The following is a 24100-nucleotide window of genomic DNA, read 5'->3' as shown; positions in this document are numbered from 1 at the left end:
TTACCTCCGGAGGGGGTTGCTCGGTATGGGTACGGCACGGGGTGCAAGCGGTCGCCCGAGCGGGCCTATTTATCAGGTTCGGCTTGACGACGCACGCATTACACGCGTGTAATTTCACGGGGGATGTTCGGGGGGATGACCGAAAGCGGGTCATCTTTCGGACATAAAGAACACCGCGCCGAGGAACAGCAACCTTGTAGGACATGCGCCTTCCGCGTGGGGGGTTGCGCCGGCATCGTCGCCGGCGCGCAAGAAGGAGGCACGCTGATGGACGGCCGACCAGTCGTGGCCGACCTGCTGGGTAACGCTCCGGAGTGGCAAGAACGCGCTTTGTGCTCGCAGACCGACCCGGAGGCATTCTTTCCGGAGAAGGGTGGGTCCACCCGCGAGGCCAAGCGCATCTGCTCGCGCTGCGAGGTGCGGGCGGACTGCCTTGAATACGCACTGGGGCACGACGAGCGCTTCGGAATTTGGGGTGGGCTCTCGGAACGGGAGCGTCGCAAGCTCAAGCGACGCGCTGCCTAGCAGGTCGTAGGTTTGAGTGAGGGGTTCCGGCGCGACGGCCGGGACCCCTCACGCGTCTGGTGGGATGACCCGCAGGTGACCGCGGCGGCCCTGCTGGTGCGGATGGTTGCCGGGGTCCTCCTTGTGCGGCGCGGGGCGCGCCGCCTCGCGGACCGCCTCGGCGAGGGCGACCAGGTCGTCGTTGGACGGCGGCGGCGGACCGTACTCACCCTCGTGCCGGACCAGGTCCCACCCCCGGGGCGCGGTCAGCCCGCGGGCGTGCGATTCGCACAGGTCATAGGAGTGCGGCTCGGCGAACGCCGCGAGCGGACCGACAACTGCGGTCGATTCGGCATAAATGTACGTCAACGTCGCAACGGGCTGTCGGGGGCATCCGTTGCGCGAGCATCGACGTGGGGTCCTCACGGCCGAACCGTATCGCTCCGTGGGCCCGCGCCCAACCCCGAAGCCTCACGACACGCCGTGGTGACCACGCCGACACGCCCGTCCGGTTGACCGGCCCCCCTCCGAAGTGGCATGGACGATCTCGACGTGGCGCCGTGCCACTGTCGCGTCGACGGTGGCGCTACGCTGGCAGCGTGGCGAGCCCCGATCGACGACGCAGCGGACCGGGACGGCGCGGCCGCGACCGGCACGGCCGGGGGCTGCGCGGCAGGCTGGTGCCCGCCTCGCTGCCGATGTCCCGCACCCGCGCGGAGATGTTCGACGACCTGGTGCTGGACTCCGTCGAGCAGCTGGAGCAGCGCTTCGCCAACGAGCTGGCCGGCGTCGAGTTCGCCGTCGAGGACGTCCCGCCGGACCTCAACGTCTACGACTCCGACGTGCTCGAGGACGGCGAGGTGCCCCTCGCGCGGCTGCTGCCGGGCCGCCCCGGCCGCCACGGCGTCCCGCCGCGGATCGTGCTGTACCGCCGCCCCCTGGAGTTCCGGGCCGCGGACCACGACGACCTCGCCGATCTGGTCCACGACGTGATCCTGGAGCAGGTCGCCAACCTGCTGGGCGTCGCGCCCGAGGACCTGGAGCCGTAACACCTCAGCCACCGAGCACCCGCGCCAGCAGTGCGGCCCGGCGCGACGGCCGGCCCGTCCGCGACTCCGCCGCGTCGGCGCCGGTCATCACCCGCAGGCTGGTGTTCACCCCGAGCCACCGCAGCGGCTCGGGCTCCCACCGCGGCGAGCGGTGCCCCACCCAGGGCAGTCCGACCAGCGGAGAGTCCTCCTTGCGGATGAGGTCCGCGAGGGTACGGCCGGCGAGGTTCGACGTGCCGACCCCGTCCCCCACGTAGCCGCCCGCCCAGGCCAGCCCGGTGGTCGGGTCGAGCCCGACCGACGCCATCCAGTCCCGCGCGATCCCGAGCGGCCCGCCCCACGAGTGGGCGACGCCGGCGTCCTCGAGCGCCGGGAAGAGGTCGACCAGGACCCGGCGCAGCTCCGCGAACACCCGCGGCGACGCGTCGAACGCCGGCGCGACCGCCGAGCCGAAGTGGTACGGCGCGCCCCGCCCCCCGAACGCGAGCCGGTCGTCGGCGGTGCGCTGCCCGTAGATGATGAGGTGCCGGTGATCGGAGAACGTCTCCCGCCGTGCCAGGCCGGCGGACGCCCAGAACGACGCGGGCAGCGGCTCGGTCGCGATCATCAGCGAGTAGACCGGCGCGATCGCCCGGCGCAGCCCCGGCAGCCGCGGCGTGAAGCCCTCGGTGGCCCGCACCACGATCGGCGCCCGCACCGTCCCGTGTGGAGTGTCGGCCCGGCCCGCGGTGATGGCCGTGACCGGGGTCTGCTCGAACAGCCGCACCCCGAGCCGCTCCACCGTGGACGCCAGCCCCCGCACCAGCTTCGCCGGCTGGATCGCCGCACAGTGCGGCGTGTACGTGCCGCCGAGCACGTTCGTCGCGCCGACCCGCTCGAACGCCTCCTCGGAGGACAGCAGCCGCAGGTCGACGCCGAGTCCCTGCGCCTCGGCGACCTCGTGTCGCGCCCGGTCCAGCTGTACCGCCGAACGCGCCAGGACGACGGTCCCGCCCTTGGCGTAGTCGCAGTCGATGCCCTCGAGCGCCGCGACCCGCCCGACCTCGTCCACAGTGGACTCCATCGCGGCGTTGAGCGCGAGCGCCGCCGGCAGCCCGTGCGCGCGGGCCAGGGCCGGCACCGACTTCGGGAACAGCGCCGAGCACCAGCCGCCGTTGCGGCCGCTCGCCCCGAACCCCGCGGTCTCGGCCTCCAGCACCACGATCCGCAGCGCCGGGTCGGCCTTGGCGAGGTAGTACGCGGTCCACAGCCCGGTGTACCCGGCGCCGACGATCGCCACGTCGGCGTCGGTGTCGCCGGTCAGCGCCGAACGCGGCGGTACCGAAGGGAGCACGGACATCCAGAAACTCAAGGCAGCTCCTCCTCGCACTCGATCGGTTCGCCGCGTTCGACGCGAAGAGGCACTACCCCCACCCACGGGTCGAACCCCGCGTCCTCGGGGGAAGTGCTCGGCGGCCCGGCGCTCACCTTCACTGACACTTCGTCCAGGGCCAAGGCGAGGACCAGGGTGGCGGCCAGCTCCTTGCGTGAGGGCGGGCGGACGACCGCCCATCGCCCGGGCGTGACGTGTTCGCTGATGGTCTCCAGGGCCGGGAGCTTGTCCTCGACGACCGTGCACGCGCCGAGCACCATCACCGACCGGTAGTGCATCGAGGTCTCGAAGGCGCTGCGGGCCAGGACCAGGCCGTCGAGCAGCGTCACCGTGAAGCAGCAGGGCGCGCCCTCCGCGAGGACGCGGAACAGGCGGCTGCCGGTGGAGCCGTGGAAGAGCACCGAGGAGCCGGACCGGCCGTACGCGACGGGGATCGCGTACGGCTGTCCATCGTGGACGATCGAGAGATGGCCGATCGTCCCCGCGTCGAGAATGCCGTGCAGCACGGCGGGATCGTCGACCTGGAGCTCGGGAAGCCGACGGACCCGCGTCCGGCTCAGAGGCGCGCCCATGCCTCGGTCAGCACCGAACGCAGGATCTGCTCGATCTCGATGAAGTGGCTCTCGTCGCAGATCAGCGGCGGCGCAAGCTGGATCACCGGGTCGCCGCGGTCGTCGGCGCGGCAGTAGAGGCCGGCGTCGAAGAGGGCCTTGGACAGGAAGCCGCGCAGCAGCGCCTCGGACTCCTCGTCGTTGAAGGTCTCCTTCGTCGCCTTGTCCTTCACCAGCTCGATGCCGAAGAAGTAGCCGTCGCCGCGGACGTCGCCGACGATCGGCAGGTCGTACAGGCGCTCCAGGTAGGACCGGAAGAGCGGCGAGTTGGTCCGGACGTGCCCGTTGAGGTCCTCGCGTTCGAAGATGTCGAGGTTCGCCAGCGCGACCGCGGAGCCGACGGGGTGCCCGCCGTAGGTGATGCCGTGGGCGAACCAGTTGGCCCCGTCGAGGAACGGCTCCGCGAGCCGCTCGGAGGCGAGCATCGCGCCGAGCGGCACGTAGCCGGAGGTGAGGCCCTTCGCGACGGTGATGATGTCGGGCTGGTAGCCGAAGCGCTTGGCGCCGAAGTACTCGCCGAGCCGCCCGAACGCGCAGATGACCTCGTCGGAGACGAGCAGCACGTCATACCGGTCGCAGATCTCGCGGACCCGCTGGAAGTAGCCGGCCGGGGGCGGGAAGCAGCCGCCCGCGTTCTGCACCGGCTCCAGGTAGACGGCCGCGACGGTCTCCGGGCCCTCGAACTCGATCGCCTCGGCGATGCGGTCCGCGGCCCAGACGCCGAACTGCTCCTCGGTCATCGACTGGTCGGGCCGGCGGTAGAAGTTGGTGTTCGGCACCCGGAACGCGCCCGGCACCAGCGGCTCGAACTCCTGCTTGAGCACGGGGATGCCGGTGATCGACAGGGCGCCCATCGACGTGCCGTGGTAGGCGATCGAGCGGGACAGCACCTTCGTCTTCATCGGCTTGCCGGTGCGCTTGAAGTACGAGCGGGCCAGCTTCCACGCGCTCTCGACGGCCTCGGAGCCGCCGGTGGTGAAGAAGACCCGGTTCAGGTCGCCGGGGGTGAGGTCCGCGAGCCGGTCGGCGAGCTCGATCGCCTTCGGGTGCCCGTAGGACCACAGCGGGAAGTACGCCAGCTCGGAGGCCTGCTTGGCGGCGGCGTCGGCGAGCTCGTGCCGGCCGTGCCCGGTCTGCACCACGAACAGGCCGGCGAGGCCGTCGAGGTAACGCTTGCCGTTGCTGTCGTAGATGTAGGGGCCGTCGCCACGGACGATCACCGGCACCGGCGCGTCGGCGTACGCCGACAGGCGGGTGAAGTGCATCCAGAGGTGGTCTCGGGCGGCCTGGTCGAGTCGCTCGGCATCGGGCTGCTGGTCGGTCATCGTGTCCCCCACGCATAGGTCTGCTTGGCGAGCTTGAGGTAGACGAAGGTCTCCGTGGCGGTGACGCCAGGGATGCTCCGGATCGTGTCGTTGAGAAGGTTCAGCAGGTGCTCGTCGTCGGTGCAGACGAGCTCGACGAGCAGGTCGTAGCCGCCGGCGCAGATCACCACGTAGTCGATCTCCGGCACCGCGGCGAGGGCCTTGGCCACCGGCCGCAGGTCGCCCTCGACCTTCAGGCCGATCATCACCTGGCGGGCGAAGCCGAGCGTCAGGGGATCGGTCACCGCCACGATCTGCATGACGCCGGTGTCCAGCAGGCGTTGCACACGCTGGCGGACCGCCGCCTCCGACAGGCCGACGACCTTGGCGAGGGCGGCGTAGGACATGCGACCATCGCGCTGCAGCTGCTCGATGATCCGCTTGTTGACGTCGTCAAGGACGGGCTCGGTCACGTGTGGATTCTTGCCCAAGACCCCGCTGTTGGCAACTAATTCCATAGCTGGATAACTAGGGATCTGCGGATTCGTGATCCGTCAGGAATCGATCGTCGTTCGGGACCATATTTCCGCCGGGTCACGACGGTAACCTCAATCTGACCAAGTGGCGCTTTTCGTTGTGCGGCCCGATCGTAACGACGGAATCCCTTGTCAGTGATGGCACCTCGTGTCAGGATCGGTCGTCGGATACCACCCCCCGAGGTTCCGGCCCGAGATCCGTAGGAGCCCTCGTGCGAAACCCCTCTCGCCCGCCGCTCTCGCCCGAAGCGGCCGCCGTCCTCAACGCCACCGGCCTGTCGCGCCGGACCCTGATGCGAGGCCTGTTCGCCGGTGGAGCGTTCATCGCGACGGGCGGCGCCCTCGCCGCGTGCGGCACGAAGCCCGCGAAGAAGACCGAGGCGGAGAAGGCGGCGTGCACCGCCACCGACGTCTCCGCGACCGAGAAGAAGATCACCTTCTCCAACTGGCCCCTGTACGTCGACGTCGACGAGAAGGACGAGAAGAAGCGGCCCAGCCTCGACGCCTTCGCCGCGAAGACCGGCATCGCCGTCACGTACAACGAAGACATCAACGACAACAACGAGTTCTTCGGCAAGGTCCGCAACCAGCTGCAGGCGTGCCAGTCGATCGACCGCGACATCATGGTCCTCACCGACTGGATGGCCTCCCGCGTCGTCGGCCTCGGCTGGGTGCAGGCGTTCGACAACGCCAAGACCCCGAACTTCACCAAGAACGTCCTCGGCACGCTGAAGAACCGGGCGTGGGACAAGGACATGAAGTTCGCCGCGCCGTGGCAGTCCGGGCTCACCGGCATCGCCTACAACGCCAAGGCGACCAAAGAGGTCCGCACCATCGACGAACTGCTCACCCGCGCCGACCTCAAGGGCAAGGTCGCAGTGCTGTCGGAGATGCGCGACACCGTCGGCCTGATCCTCATGTCGCAGGGCAAGGATCCCGGCACCGTCACCGACGCCGAGTTCGACGCCGCGCTGGAGAAGCTGAAGAAGGCCGTCGACTCCGGGCAGATCCGCAAGTTCACCGGCAACGACTACAAGGAAGACCTGAACAAGGGCGACCTCGCCGCGTGCATCGCCTGGTCCGGCGACGTGATCCAGCTCAGCGCCGAGAACGAGGACGTCAAGTTCGTCACGCCCGAGTCGGGCCTGGTGCTGTGGTCGGACAACATCCTCATCCCGTCGACGGCGACCCACAAGGGCAACGTCGAGCAGCTCATCGACTACTACTACGACCCGAAGGTCGCGGCGGAGCTGGCGGCGTACGTCAACTACATCTGCCCCGTCCAGGGCGCGCAGGACGCGATGCAGCAGATCGACCCGGACCTGGCCAGCAACCCGCTGATCTTCCCGGACGCCGCCACCCTCGCCAAGACCAAGAGCTTCAAGGCCCTCACCGAGGACGAGGACAAGAAGTACTCGGCGAAGTTCGAAGCGATCTCGGGAGCTTGATAGATGGCCGAGCAGAGCGGTGCCGACCTCAACCTGGTCGGCGTGACGAAGTCGTTCGGCGCCTTCACGGCCGTCGACGACCTCAGCCTGACGGTGCCCGCGGGGTCGTTCTTCGCCCTCCTCGGCGCCTCCGGCTGCGGCAAGACCACGACCCTGCGCATGATCGCCGGTCTTGAGGAGCCGACGACCGGCCGCATCCTGCTCGGCGACGAGGACGTGACGCGGCTGCGGCCGTACAAGCGGCCCGTCAACACCGTGTTCCAGAGCTACGCGCTCTTCCCGCACCTCAACATCGCCGACAACGTCGCGTTCGGCCTGCGCCGCCGCGGCGTCAAGGGCGTCGCCGACCAGGTGGAGCGGATGCTCCACCTGGTCGACCTGGAAGGCTTCGGCAAGCGCCGGCCCGCCCAGCTCTCCGGCGGCCAGCAGCAGCGCGTCGCCCTCGCCCGGGCCCTGATCAACCACCCGCGGGTGCTGCTGCTCGACGAGCCGCTCGGCGCCCTGGACCTCAAGCTGCGCCGGCAGATGCAGGTCGAGCTCAAGCGGATCCAGACCGAAGTCGGCATCACCTTCGTCCACGTGACCCACGACCAGGAGGAGGCCATGACCATGGCCGACACCGTCGCGGTCATGAACGCCGGCAGGATCGAGCAGCTCGGCAGCCCCGTGGAGATGTACGACTTCCCCGGCACCGCCTTCGTCGCCAACTTCCTCGGCCAGTCGAACCTCCTCGCCGGCACCGTCACCGGCCGCTCCGGCGACGACGTCCTCGTGGAGGCGCACGGCGCCCGCCACTCGCTGCCGGCTTCGCGGGCCAGGATCGCGGACGGCTCGGTGTGGCTCGGCGTCCGGCCGGAGAAGATGCACCTGGCGACGGGTCTGGACAAGGTCCCGGCCGGGCACCAGTCCGTCACGGGCATCATCACCGACTCGTCCTACGTGGGCGTCAGCACGCAGTACCTCGTCAAACCGGCGTGGGGCGACGAGCTGACGGTGTTCGTGCCGAACTCCGGCGTCTCCGCGCCGCTCGCGGTCGCCAGCGAGGTCACCGTGCACTGGCGGCCCGAGCACGCGTTCCTGCTGCCGCGACCCGAGGGGCAGACGGTGGCGCCAGTGGTCGACGCCGAGGCGTTGGCATGAGTGCGCTCGGGCACGTGGGGGCGGGCACCACCGGTACACCGGCGAACCTCGAAAAGCCGAGGAAGCGCTGGCTGCCGTATCTGCTGCTGCTCCCCGGCGGCCTGTGGCTGATCCTGTTCTTCGCCGTGCCCTCGATCCAGCTCTTCGCGACCAGCCTCTACGACCCGAGCGGATCCCTCGAAGAGGGCTACGCGATGACGTGGCAGTTCAGCAACTACGTCGACGCCGCGAGCGAATACCTCCCGCACTTCATGCGCTCGCTCGGCTACGCGGCGCTGACCACCGCCATCTGCCTGCTGCTCGGCTACCCCCTCGCGTACGCGATCGCGCTCAAGGGCGGCCGGTGGAAGAACCTGCTGCTGATCTGCGTGATCGCGCCGTTCTTCACCAGCTTCCTGATCCGCACCCTCGCGTGGAAGGTCATCCTGTCGGACAACGGCTGGCTGGTGACGACCCTCAACGCGCTGCACGTGCCGCTGCCCGACGACCGGCTCCTCGCCACCACCCCCGCCGTCATCGCCGGGCTCGTCTACAACTTCCTGCCGTTCATGGTGCTGCCGCTGTACGCCAGCCTGGAGAAGCTCGACCCGCGGCTGCTCGAGGCCGCCGGCGACCTCTACGCCCGGCCCGTCGCCCGCTTCACCAGGGTCGCGCTGCCGCTGTCGATGCCGGGCGTCGTCGCCGGCACGCTGCTCACGTTCATCCCCGCCGCCGGCGACTACATCAACGCGCAGCTGCTGGGCACCAACCGGCAGTACATGATCGGCAACGTCATCCAGTCGAAGTTCCTGAAGGTCGGCGACTACCCGAGCGCCGCCGCGCTGTCCTTCACGCTGATGGCGGCGATCCTGGTCCTGGTCTTCGTCTACGTCCGGCGCGCCGGGACGGATGAGGTGCTCTGATGCTGCATCGCCTACGCCGCTCCGTCGCCGACCACTGGGTCATGGCGATCGGCCTGCTCGTCCTGCTGTACCTGTTCGTGCCGATCGGCGTCGTCGCCGCGATGTCGTTCCGCGACGCCGGCCGCAACGCGCCCTACTCGCTGGAGAACTACAAGTTCACCTGGGCGCACTGGGCCGACCCCTTCGGCACCGCCGGCATCGGCGACGCCTTCCTGCTCAGCATCGTCATCGCGGCGATCGCCACGCTCGGCGCGGTCATCCTCGGCACGCTGATGTCCTTCGCCCTGGCCCGCCACACGTTCCGCGGCCGCGCCGCCACCAACACCCTGATCTTCCTGCCGATGGCGACGCCCGAGATCGTCATGGGCTCGTCGCTGCTGGCGCTGTTCGTCGCCTCCGGCGTGCAGCTCGGCTTCTGGACGATCGTCATCGCCCACATCATGTTCTGCCTGTCGTTCGTGGTCGTCACCGTCAAGGCCCGCCTCGCCGGCCTCGACCCGCGGCTGCAGGAGGCCGCGATGGACCTCTACGCCAACGAGGCGCAGACCTTCCTGCGGGTCACGCTGCCGCTGGTCATGCCCGGCATCGTCGCGGCGGCGCTGCTGTCCTTCTCGCTGTCCTTCGACGACTTCATCGTCACCAACTTCAACTCCGGCAGCACCGTCACGTTCCCGATGTTCGTCTGGGGCGCCTCGCAGCGGGGCATCCCCCCGCAGATCAACGTGATCGGCACCGCCATGTTCGTCATCTCCTTCCTGGTCGTGCTCATCGGCCAGGTCCCCAACATGCGCCGCTCCCGTCAGAAGGGCTGACCGATGCACCTGCTCATCGTCGGCGCCGGTGGCGTCGGCTCCGCCGCCGTGCGCATTCTCGGCCGCCGCTCGTTCTTCGAGACCTGTGTCGTCGCCGACTATTCGCTGCCCCGCGCGCAGGCGGCGGTGATCGACGACCGCTTCACGGCGGCCCAGATCGACGCCTCATCGGCGGCAGCTGTCGAGGAGCTGTGCCGGGCTCATCGGATCACGCACGTACTCAACGCGGTCGACCCGCGGTTCGTCATGCCGATCTTCGAGGGCGCGTTCGCCGCCGGCGCGCACTACCTCGACATGGCGATGTCGCTGTCCTCACCGCACCCCACCGCGCCGTACGCGGAGACCGGGATGAAGCTCGGCGACGAGCAGTTCGCCGCCGCCGCGACGTGGGAGGCCGCCGACCGGCTCGCGCTCGTCGGCATCGGCGTCGAGCCCGGCCTGTCCGACGTCTTCGCCCGGTACGCCGCCGACGAGCTCTTCTCCGAGGTCCACGAGGTCGGCGTCCGGGACGGCGCGAACCTCGTCGTCGACGGCTACGACTTCGCACCCTCGTTCTCCATCTGGACCACGATCGAGGAGTGCCTGAACCCGCCGGTCGTCTGGGAACGCGACCGCGGCTGGTTCACCACGGCGCCCTTCTCCGAGCCGGAGGTCTTCGACTTCCCGGAGGGCATCGGTCCGGTCGAGTGCGTCAACGTCGAGCACGAAGAGGTCCTGCTCATCCCGCGCTGGGTCGACTGCCGCCGGGTCACGTTCAAGTACGGCCTCGGCGACGAGTTCATCGACGTGCTCAAGACCCTGCACAAGCTCGGCCTCGACTCGACCCGCAAGGTCCGGGTCGGCGGCGTCGAGGTGGCACCGCGGGACGTGGTCGCGGCCTGCCTGCCCGACCCGGCCGGCCTCGGCGACCGCATGCGCGGCAAGACCTGCGCGGGGACGCTCGTCACCGGCCTGGACAAGTCGGGCGCGCCGCGCAGCACCTACCTGTACCACGTGGTCGACAACGCCTGGTCGATGGCCGAGTACGGCTCGCAGGCCGTCGTCTGGCAGACGGCGATCAACCCGGTGGTGGCCCTGGAGCTCCTGGCGTCCGGGGCCTGGGAAGGCCGTGGCGTGCTCGGGCCGGAGGCGCTGCCGCCGAAGCCGTTCCTGGAGTTGCTCACCGAGTACGGCTCGCCGTGGGGTATGCAGGAAAAATGACGCGATACGGTCCTATGTACGGACCTGACATCACGTTCCTCGGGGTGCCGCCCTGCGACCTCGACGCGCTGCCGCCGGACGCGGACGTGGTCATCGTCGGCGCGCCCTTCGACGGCGGCACCTCGCACCGGCCCGGGACCCGCTTCGGCCCGGGCGCGATCCGCCAGGCCTGTTACCTCGCCCACGACGGCTCCCGCCCGTCCCTCGCGCTGCGTGTCGACCCATTGCGGGATCTGCGGGTGTACGACGCGGGCGACGTCGAGATGTTCTCCGGCGACGCGGCCGGCGCGATCGCAAGGCTGGAGGACGCGGTCCACACGGTCGCGGCCACGGGCGCGATCCCGGTGGTCCTGGGCGGCGACCACACGATCGCCTGGCCCGACGCCACCGGCGTGGCCCGGCAGCTCGGCTACGGCCGGGTCTCCCTCGTGCACTTCGACGCGCACGCCGACACCGGCGACACCGAGTTCGGCTCCCTCGTCGGCCACGGCCAGCCGATGCGCCGCCTCATCGAGTCCGGCGCGGTCCGCGGCGACCGCTTCCTGCAGCTGGGCCTGCGCGGCTACTGGCCGGGCCCGGCCACGCTGGACTGGATGGCGGCCCAGCGCATGCGCTCCTACGAGATGACGGAGATCGTGGCCCGCGGCCTCGACGACTGCCTCACCGAGGCGTTCACGATCGCCACCGACGACTGCGACGGCGTCTTCCTGTCCGTCGACGTCGACGTGGTCGACCCTGGCATGGCCCCCGGCACCGGCACCCCCGAACCCGGCGGCCTCACCTCCCGCCAGCTCCTCGACGCCGTCCGCCGCTGCTGCTACGAGCTCCCGATCGCCGGCATCGACGTCGTCGAGGTCTCCCCGCCGTACGACCACGCCGAGATCACCGCATACCTCGCCAACCGCGTCGTCCTCGAAGCGCTGTCCGCCATCGCCAGACGCCGCCGCGGCGACCCCTGGAACCCGCGCCAGCCCCTCCTCGACGGCCGGGGTCGGTCCCCGGCCGCCGAGGCGTGAGCTACAGGGCGGACTCCAGGAGGTCCAGGGCGCGGCCGAGGGTGGCGTCGTCCATGACCAGGGGTGGCAGAAAGCGGATCACGTTGCCGTAGGTGCCGCAGGTGAGCAGGAGCAGGCCCGCCTCGTGGGCCGCCTTCTGGATCGCCGCGGTCTTCGCCGGGTCCGGGGTCGGGCCCGCCGGGCCGGAGGCGTCCGGCACGACGATCTCCAGGGCGAGCATGGCGCCCCGGCCGCGGACCTCGCCGACGCACGGGTGGGCGGCGGCCAGGGACTCCAGGCGCGGGCGCATGACCGACTCGATCCGCCGGGCCGCGGCCGCCAGGTCCAGCTCCATCATGGTCTCGATCGAGGCCAGGGCGGCCGCGCAGGCGACGGGGTTGCCGCCGTACGTGCCGCCGAGACCGCCGGGGTGCACGGCGTCCATCACCTCGGCCCGGCCGGTCACCGCGGCGAGCGGCAGCCCGCCGGCGATGCCCTTCGCGGTGGTGACCAGGTCGGGCTCCAGGCCTTCGTGGGTCGAGGCGAACCACTCGCCGGTGCGGCAGAAGCCGGTCTGGATCTCGTCGGCGACGAAGAGCGCCCCGGCGGACCGGGCCCACGCGGCGACCGCCGGCAGGAAGCCGGGCGCGGGCACGATGAAGCCGCCCTCGCCCTGGACCGGCTCGATGAGCACGGCGGCGACCTGGTCGGCGCCGACCTGCTTCTCGATCATGCCGGTGGCCAGCGCGGCCGCGTCGGGGCCGGAGAGGCCGTCGCGGAAGGGGTAGGACATCGGCACGCGGTAGATCTCGCCGGCGAACGGGCCGAAGCCGTGCTTGTAGGGCATCGCCTTGGCGGTCAGGGCCATCGTGAGGTTGGTGCGGCCGTGGTACGCGTGGTCGAACACCACGACCGCCTGCCGCCCGGTCGCGTGCCGGGCGATCTTCACCGCGTTCTCCACCGCCTCGGCGCCGGAGTTGAACAGCGCCGAGCGCTTCTCGAACGTGCCCGGGGTCAGCGCGTTGAGCTGCTCGCAGACCGCGACGTAGCCCTCGTACGGCGCGATCATGAAGCAGGTGTGGGTGAAGCGCTCGACCTGGCGCCGCACCGCCTCGACGACCTTCGGCGAGCTGTTGCCCACGTTGGTGACGGCGATGCCGGCGGCCATGTCGATCCACTCGCGACCGTCCACGTCGGACAGCGTGCCGCCCGCCGCGTGGTCCACATAGGACGAGATCATGCTGCTGACGCCGCGGGCGACCGCGGCGCCGCGGCGCTTGTGGAGCTCCCCGGACGCCGTCATCACAGCTCGATGTTGTGCATGACGTGCTTGATGCGGGTGTAGTCCTCCAGCCCGTACATGGACAGGTCCTTACCGTAACCGGAGGACTTGAAACCGCCGTGCGGCATCTCCGCGACGATCGGGATGTGGGCGTTCACCCACACGCAGCCGAAGTCGAGCCGGCGGGTCATCCGCATCGCCCGGCCGTGGTCCCTCGTCCACACCGACGACGACAGCCCGTACTCGACGCCGTTGGCCCAGCGGACCGCCTCGTCCTCGTCGGTGAAGCGCTGCACGGTGATGACGGGGCCGAAGACCTCGTCCTGGATGATCTCGTCGTCCTGGCGCAGGCCGGAGACGACGGTGGGGGAGTAGAAGTAGCCCCGGTCGCCGACCCGGGCGCCGCCCGCGTCGAGCTTCGCGTGGTCGGGCAGCCGGTCGACGAAGCCGGCGACCCGGGCCAGCTGGTTGGCGTTGTTGAGCGGGCCGTAGAGCACGTCCTCGTCGTCGGGCGCGCCGGTCTTCGTCGCGGCGGCCTGCTCGGCGATCGCGGCCACGAAGTCGTCGTAGATGCCGGGGCCGGCGAGCACGCGGGTCGCGGCGGTGCAGTCCTGGCCGGCGTTGAAGTAGCCGGCGACCGCGATCGCCTCGGCCGCCGCCTCCAGGTCGGCGTCGTCGAACACCACGACCGGTGCCTTGCCGCCGAGCTCCAGGTGGGTGCGCTTGAGCATGGGCGCGGCGGAGCCCGCCACCTCGCGGCCCGCGCGGACCGAGCCGGTGATCGACACGAACTGCGGCACCGGGTGCGACACGAGGGCCCGGCCGGTGTCCCGGTCGCCGGTGACCACGTTGAGCACGCCCGGCGGCAGGAACTCCGCGGCCAGCTCGGCCAGCAGCAGCGTCGACACCGGGGTGGTGTCCGACGGCTTGAGGACGACGGTGTTGCCCGCGGCGAGCGCCGGCGCGATCTTCCAGATCGCCATCATCAGCGGGTAGTTCCACGGGGTGACCTGCGCGCAGACGCCGATCGGCTCGCGGCGCACGTAGCTGGTGTGGCCCTTCATGTACTCCCCGGCGGACTTGCCCTCCAGGACCCGGGCGGCACCGGCGAAGAACCGGACCTGGTCCACGGCCGGGGGCAGCTCGTCGCTGGTGGTCAGCGCCCGCGGCTTGCCCGTGTTCTGGCACTCGGCGTCGATGAGCTCGGCCGCGCGGTCCTCCATCGCGTCGGCGAGCTTCAGCAGCGCCCGCTGCCGCTCCGCGGGCGTGGCGTCCCGCCACGTCTCGAACGCCTTGCTGGCCGCCTTCACCGCGCGGTCGACGTCGGCCTCGCCCGAGACCGGCGCGGAGGCGAACACCTCACCGGTCGAGGGGTCGATCAGGTCCGAATAACGGCCGTCGGCGGGCTCCACGTGGGCGCCGTCGATGAAGTTCTGCAGTTGCTTGGTCATGTCCACTCCTTTGAGTGTCGGCAGCCACATCCTTCCACCGATTCCGCAGTGCACAACCCCTTGAGCAACTGTTTCCATGCTGTGAAGCGGCGTAGGCTTTCAGTGTGACCCCGTTCTTCATCGCCGGCCGACCGGCGACCAGCGACGACGCCGTCGAGATCCGTCACCCGTTCGACGGCCGGGTGGTCGGCAGCACCGCCAACGCCACCCCGGCGCAGGTCGAGGAGGCCGTCGCCGCGGCCGACGCGGTCCGTGCGAAGGCCGCCGCCCTCCCGGCGAGCGTCCGGGCCGCGGCGCTGGACCACGTGAGCGCCCGGCTGAAGGAGCGCGCCGAGGAGGTCGCCCAGCTGATCACGGGGGAGAACGGCAAGCCCCTGAAGTGGTCCCGGGGCGAGGTGGGCCGGGCGGTGTCCACGTTCCGCTGGGCCGCCGAGGAGGCCCGCCGCTTCTCCGGCGCCGTGCAGCGCCTCGACACCGACCCCGCCGCGACCGGCCGGATCGCCCTGGTCAAGCGCGTGCCGAAGGGGCCGGTGCTCGGCATCGCCCCGTTCAACTTCCCGCTCAACCTGGTCGCGCACAAGGTCGCCCCGGCGATCGCGGTCGGCGCGCCGATCGTGCTGAAGCCGGCGCCGGCGACCCCGCTCAGCGCGCTGCTGCTCGGCGAGATCCTCGCCGAGACCGACCTGCCCGAGGGCATGTGGTCGATCCTGCCGATCCCCAACGACCGGGCGCCGGCCCTGGTCGCCGACCCGCGCCTGCCGGTGGTGTCCTTCACCGGCTCCGGCCCGGTCGGCTGGCAGATCCGCGAGGCCGTGCCCCGCAAGCACGTCACGCTCGAGCTCGGCGGCAACGCCGCGGTCCTGGTCTGCGAGGACTGGGACGACCTCGACTGGGCCGCGACCCGCGTCGCGACGTTCTCCAACTACCAGGCCGGGCAGAGCTGCATCGCGGTGCAGCGGGTGTATGTCCACGACCGGCACTTCGACGCGCTCACCGAGCGCCTGGTCGCGGCGGTCGAGGCGCAGGTGACCGGCTCGCCGTGGGAGGACGCCACCGACGTCGGCCCGCTGATCAGCGAGGCCGCCGCCGAGCGGGTGGAGTCCTGGGTCGGCGAGGCCGTCGCGGCGGGCGCGAAGCTGCTCACCGGCGGCACCCGCGACGGCGCCAACTACGCCCCGACGGTCCTGACCGGCGTGCCCCGCGACGCGAAGGTCGCCTGCGAGGAGGTCTTCGGCCCCGTCCTCGTGCTGGAGCGGGTCGAGTCCGACGAGGCCGGGCTCGCCGCCGTCAACGACTCGCAGTACGGGCTGCAGGCCGGCGTCTTCACCCGCCGTCTCGACCGCGCCTTCGAGGCCCACCGGGTCCTCGACGTCGGCGGCATCGTCGTCGGCGACGTCCCCAGCTACCGCGCCGACCAGATGCCCTACGGCGGTGCCAAGGCCAGCGGCGTCGGGCGCGAGGGCCTCGCCAGCGCCATGACCGACTACACCGAGGACCGCGTCATGGTGCTGACGGGTCTGCAGCTGTAGGAGCCGCGGAGCCCGGCGGCTTGGCCTCCGTCTCGTGCAGGCGCTGGTCCCAGACGTCGGGCTCCAGGAAGATGAAGCACTCGTCGTCGAGGTCCTCGCGGATGCGCGCCTCGGCCCGGTTGATCGCCTCCGTGGCGTGCGCCACCGTCTCGTCGGGTCTGAACGCGACCTTGGCGGCGATCAGCAGCTGGTCGGGGCCGAGATGCATGGTGCGCAGGTGGATCAGCCGATCGACGAAGGGCTCGACGGCCGCCTCGATGCGCCGCAGCGTCTCCTGGTCGGCGGACTCGCCGATCAGCAGGCTGCGCATCCGCATCGACAGGGTGATCGAGATGATGACCAGCAGGATGCCGATCGCGATCGTCCCGACCGCGTCCCACCGGCCGTCGCCGGTGACGACGGCGAGGGTGATGCCGACCGCGGCGAAGAACAGGCCGGTCAGCGCGCCGAAGTCCTCGGCGAGCACCACCGGCAGCTCCGGCGAGCGGGTGGTCCGGATGAACCGCAGCCACGGCAGCCCGCGCCGCTCGGGCTGCGCCTCGTGCACCGCCGTCCGCAGCGAGAACGACTCCAGCGCGACCGACACGCCGAGCACGGCGAACGCCCACACCGGCGACTCGACCGGCTCGGGGGAGTGCAGCTTCTCGTACCCCTCGAACAGCGCGAAGACGCCGCCGACCAGGAAGATGACGAGCGTCACCAGGAACCCGTAGAAGTAGCGGAAGCGCTGGTAGCCGAACGGGTGCAGCGGCGAGGCCTCCCGCTTGGCGCGGCGGCCGCCGATGAGCAGCAGCAACTGGTTGGTGGTGTCCGCCACCGAGTGCACGGCCTCGGCCAGCATCGCCGAGGACCCTGTGAAGAGGAACGCGACGAACTTGCTGACGGCGATGCCGAGGTTGGCGGCGAACGCGGCGATGATCGCCCTGATGGAGTTACCTTCCTCGGCCACGTATCCCCCTGTACCACACCGGCGACATGAACTAACACCGGCAACCCCGGACTGACACGTGTGCGGAACCTCGCGGCACTAGGCTTCGCGGTAGGACCAGCGCCCACGACAGGAGCACGGACTGTGATCGACCTGAGCCGGATCGTCAAGGCCTACGACGTGCGGGGGACGGTGCCCGACCAGCTCGACGAGCCGGTCGCGGAGGCCCTCGGCCGCGCGTTCGTCCAGACGCTGCGCAGCCGGGGAGAGTTCGCGGAGCGCGTCGTGACGGCGCACGACATGCGCGAGTCGGGTCCGGCGCTCGCGTCGGCGTTCGCGGCGGGTGTACGGGCGGAGGGCGCCGACGTCGTCGAGTCGGGTCTGGGCTCCACGGACCTGCTGTACTTCGCCTCCGGCACGCTCGACCTCCCCGGTGCCATGTTCACGGCGAGTCACAATCCCGCCCAGTACAACGGCATCAAGCTGTGCAAGCAGGGGGCGAAGCCCGTCGGGCAGGACTCGGGCCTCGCCGAGATCCGCGAGCGGGCCCAGGCGATCCTGGAAGGCCGCGGGGAGCCGCCGGCCGGCGGGCGCGAGGGCGGGATCGAGCAGCGCGGCATGCTGACCGCCTACGCGGCGTACCTGCGCGGCCTGGTCGACCTGAGCGGCATCCGCCCGCTCACCGTCGTCGTCGACGCGGGCAACGGCATGGGCGGCTACACGGTGCCGGCGGTGCTCGGCGACGGCCTGCCGCTGACGATCATCCCGCTGTACTTCGAGCTGGACGGCTCGTTCCCCAACCACGAGGCCAACCCCCTGGAGCCGGCCAACCTGGTGGACCTGCAGGCGAAGGTCCGCGAGACCGGCGCCGACCTGGGCCTGGCCTTCGACGGCGACGCCGACCGCTGCTTCGTCGTCGACGAGCGCGGCGAGGCCGTCTCGCCCTCGACGATCACGTCGATGGTGGCGGTGCGCGAGCTGGCGAAAACCCCCGGCGCCACGATCATCCACAATCTCATCACCTCCCGGGCCGTGCCGGAGATCGTGCGCGAGCACGGCGGCACCCCGGTGCGCACCCGCGTCGGGCACTCGTTCATCAAGGCCGAGATGGCCACGACCGGCGCCGTGTTCGGCGGCGAGCACTCCGCGCACTACTACTTCCGCGACTTCTGGGGCGCCGACACCGGCATGCTCGCCGCGATGCACACGCTCGCGATGCTCGGCGGGCAGTCCGCCCCGCTGTCGGCGCTGACCAAGGACTACGTCCGCTACGCGGACTCCGGGGAGATCAACTCCACGGTCGCCGACCCGGCCGCGAAGCTCGCCGAGATCCAGGCCGCGTATCCGGTCCCGGTCGACCACCTCGACGGGATCACGCTGGACTTCCCCGACGGCAGCTGGGTCAGCGTGCGCCCGTCCAACACGGAGCCTCTCCTGCGGCTTAACGTTGAGGCGCCGACCGCCGAGCGGATGGCAGCCCTGCGCGATGAAATGCTGGCTGTCATCCGCCGCTGACGAACGCTGCTAGAAGGAGTTGGATCAGACGTGTCCGTCGACCCCGCCCTGCTGTCCATCCTGCGCTGCCCCGACGAGCACCACGCCGAGCTCACGCTCGACGCGGAGGCGCAGACGCTGACCTGCACGTCCTGCGGCCGGATCTTCGAGATCCGGGACGGCATCCCCGTCCTCCTGCTCGACGAGGCCCGGCTCCCCGAGGGCGGCGGCAGCGCTCCCGTCACCGGCGACAGCGCTCCCGTCGCCGGCGGCGAGTCCCCGCTCACCGAAGGCGGCGCCGCGTGAACCCGCTGGAGGGCACCGCGGGCGTCCGCGGCCATCGCGAGATCGACCTGTCGCTGCTCGACGACGCCGCCGCGCTGGAGCGCAACGACCCGGGCGGCATGCTGCGCGCCACCGCGTCGGCCGGCGCCCAGGTCCGCGAGTCGGCGGCGCTCGCCGCGGAGACCGACCTGAGCGCCCTGGCCGACGAGGGCCGCCCCCGGGCGGTCGTCGTCGCCGGGGTCGGCACCGCCGCCCGCACCGGCGACATCCTGGAGACGGTCGCGGGCCCCCGCTGCCCGGTGCCGGTCCTCGCGCACCGCAGCGCCGGCATCCCCGGCTGGGTCGGCGCCGCCGACGTCGTCATCGCCGTGTCCGCGTCGGGTCGCTCCCCGGAGGCCCTCGCGGCCGCCGAGGCCGCCGGCCGCCGCGGCGCCCGGCTCGTCGCGATCGGCGCTCCCGACACGCAGCTGCACGCGCTCGCCGACCGGTTCCGGGCGCCGTTCATCCCGGTGCCGCGCCGCGCCCCGGCCCGCGCCAGCCTGTGGGGCCTGGCCGTGCCGGTGCTGCTCGCCGGCCGGCAGCTCGGCCTGGTCAAGGTCAACGAGGCGGACTTCGCGGAGACCGCCGCCCGGCTCGACGCCGACGCCGACCGGTGCCGGATGACCCTCGAGTCGTTCGTCAACCCGGGCAAGAGCCTCGCGCTCGACCTGGCCCGGTCCGTGCCGATCGTGTGGGGCTCCTCGCCGCTGGCGAACGTCGCGGCCCGGCGCTTCGGCGACACCCTCGCCGCCAACGCCCGCTACCCGGCAGTCGCCGGTGCCCTCGGCGAGGCGGGCCGCGGCAGGGTCGGCCTGCTCGACGGCGTCTACGGCGGGCTGGCCGAGGCGGGCCGCGACATCTTCGCCGACCCGTCCGACGAGGACGAGTCGGTGACCCGGCTGCGGCTGGTGCTGCTGCGCGACGGCGGCCTCTCGGCGGACGAGGAGGAGGCCGACGGCGAGCCCTCGGCCGTCGAGGAGAAGCGTGCCGACGCGGTCCAGCAGCTCGCGGAGCGCCGTGGCGTGCGGGTGAGCCTGATCACCGCCGAGGGCGGCTCGGCCCTGGAGCGACTTGCGTCTCTCGTCGCGGTGCCCGACTTCGCTTCGATCTATCTTGGACTCGCGCACGGCTTCGACCCGATGGCCGTGCCCGCGGTCTCGGAGATGAAGGAGCTGGTCAGTCCATGAGCGGTCCGGAGCGAAGCGGAGGAGCCGCGAATCAGGGGCTCAGGTTCGGCTCAGGCCGACGCCGGAGCGTAGCGGAGGCGGCGGAATGAGCACAGAGGGTGGGACGAAGGCCGTTGTCGCGGCCCTGTTCGCGAACCTCGGCATCGCTGTCACCAAGTTCGTGGCGTTCCTGCTCACCGGCTCGTCGTCGATGCTCGCCGAGTCGATCCACTCCGTCGCCGACTCCGGCAACCAGGGGCTGCTGCTCTTCGGTGGCCGGCAGTCCAAGCGGCGGGCCGACGCCGAGCACCCGTTCGGCTATGGCCGCGAGCGCTATGTCTACGCGTTCGTCGTCGCGGTCGTGCTGTTCTTCGTCGGCGGCATCTTCGCGCTGTACGAGGCCTGGCACAAGATCGGCCACCCGGAGCCGATCGACAAGTGGCAGTGGGTCCCGGTCGCCGTGCTGGTCGCCGCGATCGTCATGGAGAGCCTGTCCTTCCGCACCGCCATCCAGGAGACCCAGAAGATCAAGGGTGACGCCACCTGGTGGCAGTTCATCCGCCGGGCGAAGCAGCCGGAGCTGCCGGTCATCCTGCTCGAGGACCTCGCCGCCCTCGTCGGCCTGGTCCTCGCGCTGTTCGGCGTCGGGCTGACCCTGATCACCGGTGACGGCATCTGGGACGGCATCGGCACGGCCGCCATCGGCGTCCTGCTGATCGTGGTCGCCGCCATCCTCGCGGTCGAGATGAAGGGGCTGCTCGTCGGCGAGGCCGCGACCCCGGAGCAGATCGCGCAGATCAAGGCGGCGATCGTCGCCGGTCCCGAGGTCGAGTCGCTGATCCACATGCGCACCGTCCACCTGGGCCCCGACGAGCTGCTGGTCGCGGCGAAGATCGCGGTGCGGCACGACGAGACCGCGAGCGAGGTCGCGCGCGGCATCGACGCGGCCGAGTCCAGGATCCGGGCGGCGGTCCCGATCGCCCGGATGATCTACCTGGAGCCCGACATCTACCAGGCAGGCAAACCCGCGAAGACGGACCTGCCGGACACCGCGGAGGCGCATTAGCCGTGGAGCTGCTCGACAGTCCGATCCGCAAGTACGCGTGGGGGTCGCAGACCGCGATCGCCACGCTGCAGGGGCGCCCCGCGCCGACGGCAGAGCCGGAGGCGGAGCTGTGGATGGGCGCGCACCCCGCGAGCCCGTCCCGCCTCGCGGTGAGCGGCACGACCCTCACCGACGCGATCGCCGCGGACCCGGCCGGCCTGCTCGGGGCGGCCGGGGTCGAGCGCTTCGGGGCCCGGCTGCCGTTCCTGCTGAAGATCCTCGCGGCGGCCCAGCCGCTGTCGCTGCAGGCGCACCCGACGCTCGCCCAGGCCCGGGAGGCGCATGCGGCGGGCCACCCGTCCTACGTGGACGCGTGGCACAAGCCGGAGATGCTGGTCGCGCTCACCGAGTTCGACGCGCTGTGCGGCTTCCGGGACCCGGCGGTCACCGCGGCCGACCTGGCCGCGCTCGGCGTCGCGGGGCTGGAGGAGACCGTCGGCGCGCTGCGCCAGGACGACAAGGCCGCCGCACTGCACGACGCGGTGCGCGGCCTGCTGGCCAAGCCCGACGCGGCGCTGGTGGACGAGGTCGTGGCGGCGTGCGCCGGCCGCGGCGGGGCCTACGCCCTGGCCGTGGAGCTCGCCGAGCAGTACCCGGGGGACGCCGGCGTCATCGTCGCGATGCTGCTCAACCGGGTCCGGCTGCACCCCGGCGAGGCGGTCTGGATGCCCGCGGGCAACCTGCACGCCTACCTGCGGGGCGTCGGCGTGGAGATCATGGCCGCCTCCGACAACGTGCTGCGGGGCGGCCTGACCCCGAAGCACGTCGACGTCGAGGAGCTGCTGCGGGTGCTGCGCTTCGAGGTGCTCGACGACCCCGTCACCCGTCCCACGCAGGTCGGGCCGGGTCTCGTGACCTGGCCGGTGCCGGTCGACGACTTCACCCTGCACCGGGCGGTCCTGGACGCCGGGACCCCGGCGGTCCGGCTGCCCGGCGGCGGCCCGCGGATCGTGCTGTGCGTGCGCGGTGGCGTCCGGGTCGACGACGGCGTGGTGCCGGTCACCCTCGAGGCCGGGCAGGCGGCCTTCGCCCCCGCGTCCCGGGGGGAGCTGGCGATCAGCGGCGAGGGCGACGTCTTCCAGGCCGCCACCCCGTAGAAGCCGCAACCCAAAACGCGGCATCTTGTCCGTATTTGCCTTGACATTATGACTGCACAGGGTAGTGTTCTGACTACGCAGGGTTCGACGTTGAGTCTGAGCCTCACGCGGGAGAGCCAAACCGGGGGGAAGCGCGGGGCGGTGAGAGTGATCTCACCGCCCCGTGCGCTGTCCAAAGGCCGGTGGTCATCACTAGTGCCATGCCGCGTACCGTAAGAGTCGCGCCGCTTTGGGCCTGGCCGCGACTGGTCGATCAGCGCGGCTCGCATTCGGGCCCAGATCCAGATCCGGCCCACAGACCAGGAGACTGCATGACCAGCACGCTGCCGCCGCGGATCGCCCAGGGCGACCGCCCGAAGACCGTGGCCGAGGGTGACTTCAAGGTTGCCGACCTCTCCCTCGCGGCCTTCGGGCGCAAGGAGATCCAGCTCGCCGAGCACGAGATGCCCGGCCTGATGGCGATCCGCCGTGAGTTCGCCGCGTCGCAGCCGCTGCGGGGCGCGCGGATCACCGGTTCGCTGCACATGACGATCCAGACCGCGGTGCTGATCGAGACCCTCGCCGCGCTCGGCGCGCAGGTGCGCTGGGCCAGCTGCAACATCTTCTCGACGCAGGACCACGCCGCCGCCGCGATCGCGGTCGGCCCGGAGGGCACGCCGGAGAACCCGGCCGGCATCCCGGTCTACGCCTGGAAGGGCGAGACCCTGGAGGAGTACTGGTGGTGCACCGAGCAGGTCCTGCTGTGGCCGGACGGCGAGGCGCCCAACATGATCCTCGACGACGGCGGTGACGCCACGCTGCTCGTGCACAAGGGTGCCGAGTTCGAGGGCATCGGCGCGGTCCCGGCGGTCGACACCGCCGACTCGGAGGAGTACGCGGTCATCCTCCAGCTGCTGCACACCTCGCTGAGCGAGGACAAGGGCCGCTGGTCCAAGGTCGCCGCCGGCATCAAGGGCGTGACCGAGGAGACCACCACCGGCGTGCACCGGCTCTACGAGATGCACCAGCAGGGCAAGCTGCTCTTCCCGGCGATCAACGTCAACGACTCGGTCACCAAGTCGAAGTTCGACAACAAGTACGGCTGCCGCCACTCGCTCATCGACGGCATCAACCGGGCCACCGACGTGCTGATCGGCGGCAAGGTCGCGGTCGTGTTCGGCTACGGCGACGTCGGCAAGGGCTGCGCGGAGTCGCTGCGCGGCCAGGGTGCCCGCGTCATCGTCACCGAGGTCGACCCGATCTGCGCGCTGCAGGCCGCCATGGACGGCTACCAGGTCGCCACCATCGAGGACGTCGTCTCCACCGCCGACATCTTCATCACCGCGACCGGCTGCCTCGACGTGCTGACCGCCGACCACATGGCGCAGATGAAGCACCAGGCGATCGTCGGCAACATCGGCCACTTCGACAACGAGATCGACATGGCCGGCCTGACCAAGCGCTCCGACGTCAAGCGGATCAACATCAAGCCGCAGGTCGACGAGTGGAAGTTCGACGACGGCCACTCGATCATCGTGCTGTCGGAGGGCCGCCTGCTCAACCTGGGCAACGCGACCGGCCACCCGAGCTTCGTGATGTCCAACAGCTTCACCAACCAGGTCATCGCGCAGATCGAGCTCTTCACCAAGCTCGAGGACTACCCGGTCGGCGTTTACACGCTGCCCAAGCACCTCGACGAGAAGGTCGCCCGGCTGCACCTGGACGCCCTCGGCGTCAAGCTCACCGAGCTGTCCAAGAAGCAGGCCGAGTACCTCGGTATCCCGGTCGAGGGCCCCTACAAGCCCGAGCACTACCGCTACTGAGCCACACAGCAAGGCATCGAGGGCCCGGCCGTTCACACGGCCGGGCCCT

Annotated in this window: 23 protein-coding genes; 15 read left to right on the top strand and 8 right to left on the bottom strand. The window is 71.1% G+C overall.

Annotation, left to right across the window (positions count from 1 at the left end):
- Positions 1–267: 267 nt before the first annotated feature.
- Positions 268–525: a WhiB family transcriptional regulator gene (locus tag ABD332_RS10660; protein ID WP_033364663.1), complete on the top strand. Its 258-nt coding sequence runs from the start codon at positions 268–270 to the stop codon at positions 523–525.
- A 48-nt stretch (positions 526–573) separates the two neighbouring features.
- Here the strand turns inward: ABD332_RS10660 and ABD332_RS10655 are convergent, their stop codons facing one another.
- Entirely contained in the window at positions 574–930 is a 357-nt protein-coding gene (locus ABD332_RS10655; protein ID WP_033364642.1) for a DUF3499 domain-containing protein, read from the bottom strand.
- Positions 931–1103: 173 nt separating this feature from the next.
- Here ABD332_RS10655 and ABD332_RS10650 point away from each other — a divergent pair, with 173 nt between their 5' ends.
- Positions 1104–1553 (top strand): metallopeptidase family protein, encoded by a 450-nt coding sequence (locus ABD332_RS10650; protein ID WP_033364641.1) that lies wholly within the window; start codon positions 1104–1106, stop codon positions 1551–1553.
- A 4-nt stretch (positions 1554–1557) separates the two neighbouring features.
- Here ABD332_RS10650 and ABD332_RS10645 read toward each other — a convergent pair whose 3' ends face one another.
- From ABD332_RS10645 to ABD332_RS10630, 4 genes are read right to left on the bottom strand one after another with little or no spacing between them, the layout of a single operon-like run.
- A complete protein-coding gene (locus ABD332_RS10645; protein ID WP_344501642.1) occupies positions 1558–2892 on the bottom strand; it encodes an NAD(P)/FAD-dependent oxidoreductase in 1335 nt (444 codons plus the stop codon).
- An 8-nt stretch (positions 2893–2900) separates the two neighbouring features.
- Positions 2901–3431, bottom strand: coding sequence for a pyridoxamine 5'-phosphate oxidase family protein (locus tag ABD332_RS10640; RefSeq protein ID WP_344501641.1), 531 nt, complete (start codon positions 3429–3431; stop codon positions 2901–2903).
- Between the two features lie 50 nt (positions 3432–3481).
- Positions 3482–4861, bottom strand: coding sequence for an aspartate aminotransferase family protein (locus ABD332_RS10635; protein ID WP_344501908.1), 1380 nt, complete (start codon positions 4859–4861; stop codon positions 3482–3484).
- Positions 4858–5358, bottom strand: coding sequence for an Lrp/AsnC family transcriptional regulator (locus ABD332_RS10630; protein WP_203845385.1), 501 nt, complete (start codon positions 5356–5358; stop codon positions 4858–4860). The genes ABD332_RS10635 and ABD332_RS10630 overlap by 4 nt, the downstream gene beginning before the upstream one ends.
- Positions 5359–5588: 230 nt before the next feature.
- Between ABD332_RS10630 and ABD332_RS10625 the strand changes: the two genes are divergently transcribed.
- The 6 genes from ABD332_RS10625 to speB are packed head-to-tail and all read left to right on the top strand — an operon-like array spanning position 5589 to position 11894.
- A complete protein-coding gene (locus tag ABD332_RS10625; protein ID WP_344501640.1) occupies positions 5589–6824 on the top strand; it encodes a polyamine ABC transporter substrate-binding protein in 1236 nt (411 codons plus the stop codon).
- A 3-nt stretch (positions 6825–6827) separates the two neighbouring features.
- A complete protein-coding gene (locus tag ABD332_RS10620) occupies positions 6828–7964 on the top strand; it encodes an ABC transporter ATP-binding protein (protein ID WP_344501639.1) in 1137 nt (378 codons plus the stop codon).
- Positions 7961–8866: an ABC transporter permease gene (locus tag ABD332_RS10615; protein WP_344501638.1), complete on the top strand. Its 906-nt coding sequence runs from the start codon at positions 7961–7963 to the stop codon at positions 8864–8866. Before ABD332_RS10620 ends, ABD332_RS10615 begins: the two co-directional genes overlap by 4 nt.
- A complete protein-coding gene (locus ABD332_RS10610) occupies positions 8866–9678 on the top strand; it encodes an ABC transporter permease (RefSeq protein WP_344501637.1) in 813 nt (270 codons plus the stop codon). Before ABD332_RS10615 ends, ABD332_RS10610 begins: the two co-directional genes overlap by 1 nt.
- 3 nt (positions 9679–9681) lie before the next feature.
- Positions 9682–10878 (top strand): saccharopine dehydrogenase family protein, encoded by a 1197-nt coding sequence (locus tag ABD332_RS10605; RefSeq protein ID WP_344501636.1) that lies wholly within the window; start codon positions 9682–9684, stop codon positions 10876–10878.
- Positions 10875–11894, top strand: coding sequence for an agmatinase (gene speB / locus ABD332_RS10600; RefSeq protein ID WP_344501635.1), 1020 nt, complete (start codon positions 10875–10877; stop codon positions 11892–11894). The genes ABD332_RS10605 and speB overlap by 4 nt, the downstream gene beginning before the upstream one ends.
- Position 11895: 1 nt before the next feature.
- Here the strand turns inward: speB and gabT are convergent, their stop codons facing one another.
- Positions 11896–13176 (bottom strand): 4-aminobutyrate--2-oxoglutarate transaminase, encoded by a 1281-nt coding sequence (gene gabT, locus ABD332_RS10595; protein ID WP_344501634.1) that lies wholly within the window; start codon positions 13174–13176, stop codon positions 11896–11898.
- The gene (locus ABD332_RS10590; protein WP_425552172.1) at positions 13176–14606 is read right to left on the bottom strand and encodes a gamma-aminobutyraldehyde dehydrogenase; all 1431 of its coding nucleotides are present in this window, start codon (positions 14604–14606) and stop codon (positions 13176–13178) included. Before ABD332_RS10590 ends, gabT begins: the two co-directional genes overlap by 1 nt.
- Positions 14607–14710: 104 nt before the next feature.
- Here ABD332_RS10590 and ABD332_RS10585 point away from each other — a divergent pair, with 104 nt between their 5' ends.
- On the top strand, positions 14711–16135 hold the full coding sequence (locus ABD332_RS10585; protein WP_344501632.1) for an aldehyde dehydrogenase family protein: 1425 nt from the start codon (positions 14711–14713) through the stop codon (positions 16133–16135).
- On the opposite strand, the gene ABD332_RS10580 is transcribed toward ABD332_RS10585, so the two are convergent.
- Positions 16107–17084 carry a cation diffusion facilitator family transporter gene (locus tag ABD332_RS10580; RefSeq protein ID WP_344501631.1) on the bottom strand — a complete coding sequence of 326 codons (978 nt, stop codon included), beginning with the start codon at positions 17082–17084 and terminating at the stop codon, positions 16107–16109. The genes ABD332_RS10585 and ABD332_RS10580 overlap by 29 nt on opposite strands.
- Positions 17085–17207: 123 nt before the next feature.
- Here ABD332_RS10580 and ABD332_RS10575 point away from each other — a divergent pair, with 123 nt between their 5' ends.
- From ABD332_RS10575 to ahcY, 6 genes are all read left to right on the top strand, one after another.
- Positions 17208–18578 (top strand): phosphomannomutase/phosphoglucomutase, encoded by a 1371-nt coding sequence (locus tag ABD332_RS10575; protein ID WP_344501630.1) that lies wholly within the window; start codon positions 17208–17210, stop codon positions 18576–18578.
- A 30-nt stretch (positions 18579–18608) separates the two neighbouring features.
- Positions 18609–18863, top strand: a complete 255-nt coding sequence (locus tag ABD332_RS60050; protein ID WP_425552171.1) for a Trm112 family protein — start codon at positions 18609–18611, stop codon at positions 18861–18863.
- Positions 18864–18868: 5 nt separating this feature from the next.
- Positions 18869–20068, top strand: a complete 1200-nt coding sequence (locus ABD332_RS10565; RefSeq protein ID WP_344501907.1) for an SIS domain-containing protein — start codon at positions 18869–18871, stop codon at positions 20066–20068.
- An 85-nt stretch (positions 20069–20153) separates the two neighbouring features.
- A complete protein-coding gene (locus ABD332_RS10560; protein WP_344501629.1) occupies positions 20154–21113 on the top strand; it encodes a cation diffusion facilitator family transporter in 960 nt (319 codons plus the stop codon).
- Positions 21114–21115: 2 nt separating this feature from the next.
- Positions 21116–22249 (top strand): mannose-6-phosphate isomerase, class I, encoded by a 1134-nt coding sequence (gene manA / locus ABD332_RS10555; protein WP_344501628.1) that lies wholly within the window; start codon positions 21116–21118, stop codon positions 22247–22249.
- 311 nt (positions 22250–22560) lie between these two features.
- On the top strand, positions 22561–24051 hold the full coding sequence (ahcY, locus tag ABD332_RS10550) for an adenosylhomocysteinase (RefSeq protein ID WP_344501627.1): 1491 nt from the start codon (positions 22561–22563) through the stop codon (positions 24049–24051).
- Positions 24052–24100 lie beyond the last annotated feature (49 nt).

Origin of the sequence: Dactylosporangium maewongense (assembly GCF_039531485.1) — a bacterium.
Lineage (GTDB): Bacteria > Actinomycetota > Actinomycetes > Mycobacteriales > Micromonosporaceae > Dactylosporangium > Dactylosporangium maewongense.
This window is presented reverse-complemented; position numbering and strand designations above follow the sequence as displayed.

What these genes read in the sequence shown, in the direction of transcription:
- ABD332_RS10620 (WP_344501639.1), top strand. Translation starts at nt 6,828, where the DNA reads ATGGCCGAGCAGAGCGGTGCCGACCTCAACCTGGTCGGCGTGACGAAG.
- ABD332_RS10590 (WP_425552172.1), bottom strand. Translation starts at nt 14,606, where the DNA reads ATGACCAAGCAACTGCAGAACTTCATCGACGGCGCCCACGTGGAGCCC.
- ABD332_RS10610 (WP_344501637.1), top strand. Translation starts at nt 8,866, where the DNA reads ATGCTGCATCGCCTACGCCGCTCCGTCGCCGACCACTGGGTCATGGCG.
- gabT (WP_344501634.1), bottom strand. Translation starts at nt 13,176, where the DNA reads ATGACGGCGTCCGGGGAGCTCCACAAGCGCCGCGGCGCCGCGGTCGCC.
- ABD332_RS10635 (WP_344501908.1), bottom strand. Translation starts at nt 4,861, where the DNA reads ATGACCGACCAGCAGCCCGATGCCGAGCGACTCGACCAGGCCGCCCGA.
- speB (WP_344501635.1), top strand. Translation starts at nt 10,875, where the DNA reads ATGACGCGATACGGTCCTATGTACGGACCTGACATCACGTTCCTCGGG.
- ABD332_RS10645 (WP_344501642.1), bottom strand. Translation starts at nt 2,892, where the DNA reads ATGTCCGTGCTCCCTTCGGTACCGCCGCGTTCGGCGCTGACCGGCGAC.
- ahcY (WP_344501627.1), top strand. Translation starts at nt 22,561, where the DNA reads ATGACCAGCACGCTGCCGCCGCGGATCGCCCAGGGCGACCGCCCGAAG.
- ABD332_RS10615 (WP_344501638.1), top strand. Translation starts at nt 7,961, where the DNA reads ATGAGTGCGCTCGGGCACGTGGGGGCGGGCACCACCGGTACACCGGCG.
- ABD332_RS10605 (WP_344501636.1), top strand. Translation starts at nt 9,682, where the DNA reads ATGCACCTGCTCATCGTCGGCGCCGGTGGCGTCGGCTCCGCCGCCGTG.
- ABD332_RS10630 (WP_203845385.1), bottom strand. Translation starts at nt 5,358, where the DNA reads ATGGAATTAGTTGCCAACAGCGGGGTCTTGGGCAAGAATCCACACGTG.
- ABD332_RS10660 (WP_033364663.1), top strand. Translation starts at nt 268, where the DNA reads ATGGACGGCCGACCAGTCGTGGCCGACCTGCTGGGTAACGCTCCGGAG.
- ABD332_RS10560 (WP_344501629.1), top strand. Translation starts at nt 20,154, where the DNA reads ATGAGCACAGAGGGTGGGACGAAGGCCGTTGTCGCGGCCCTGTTCGCG.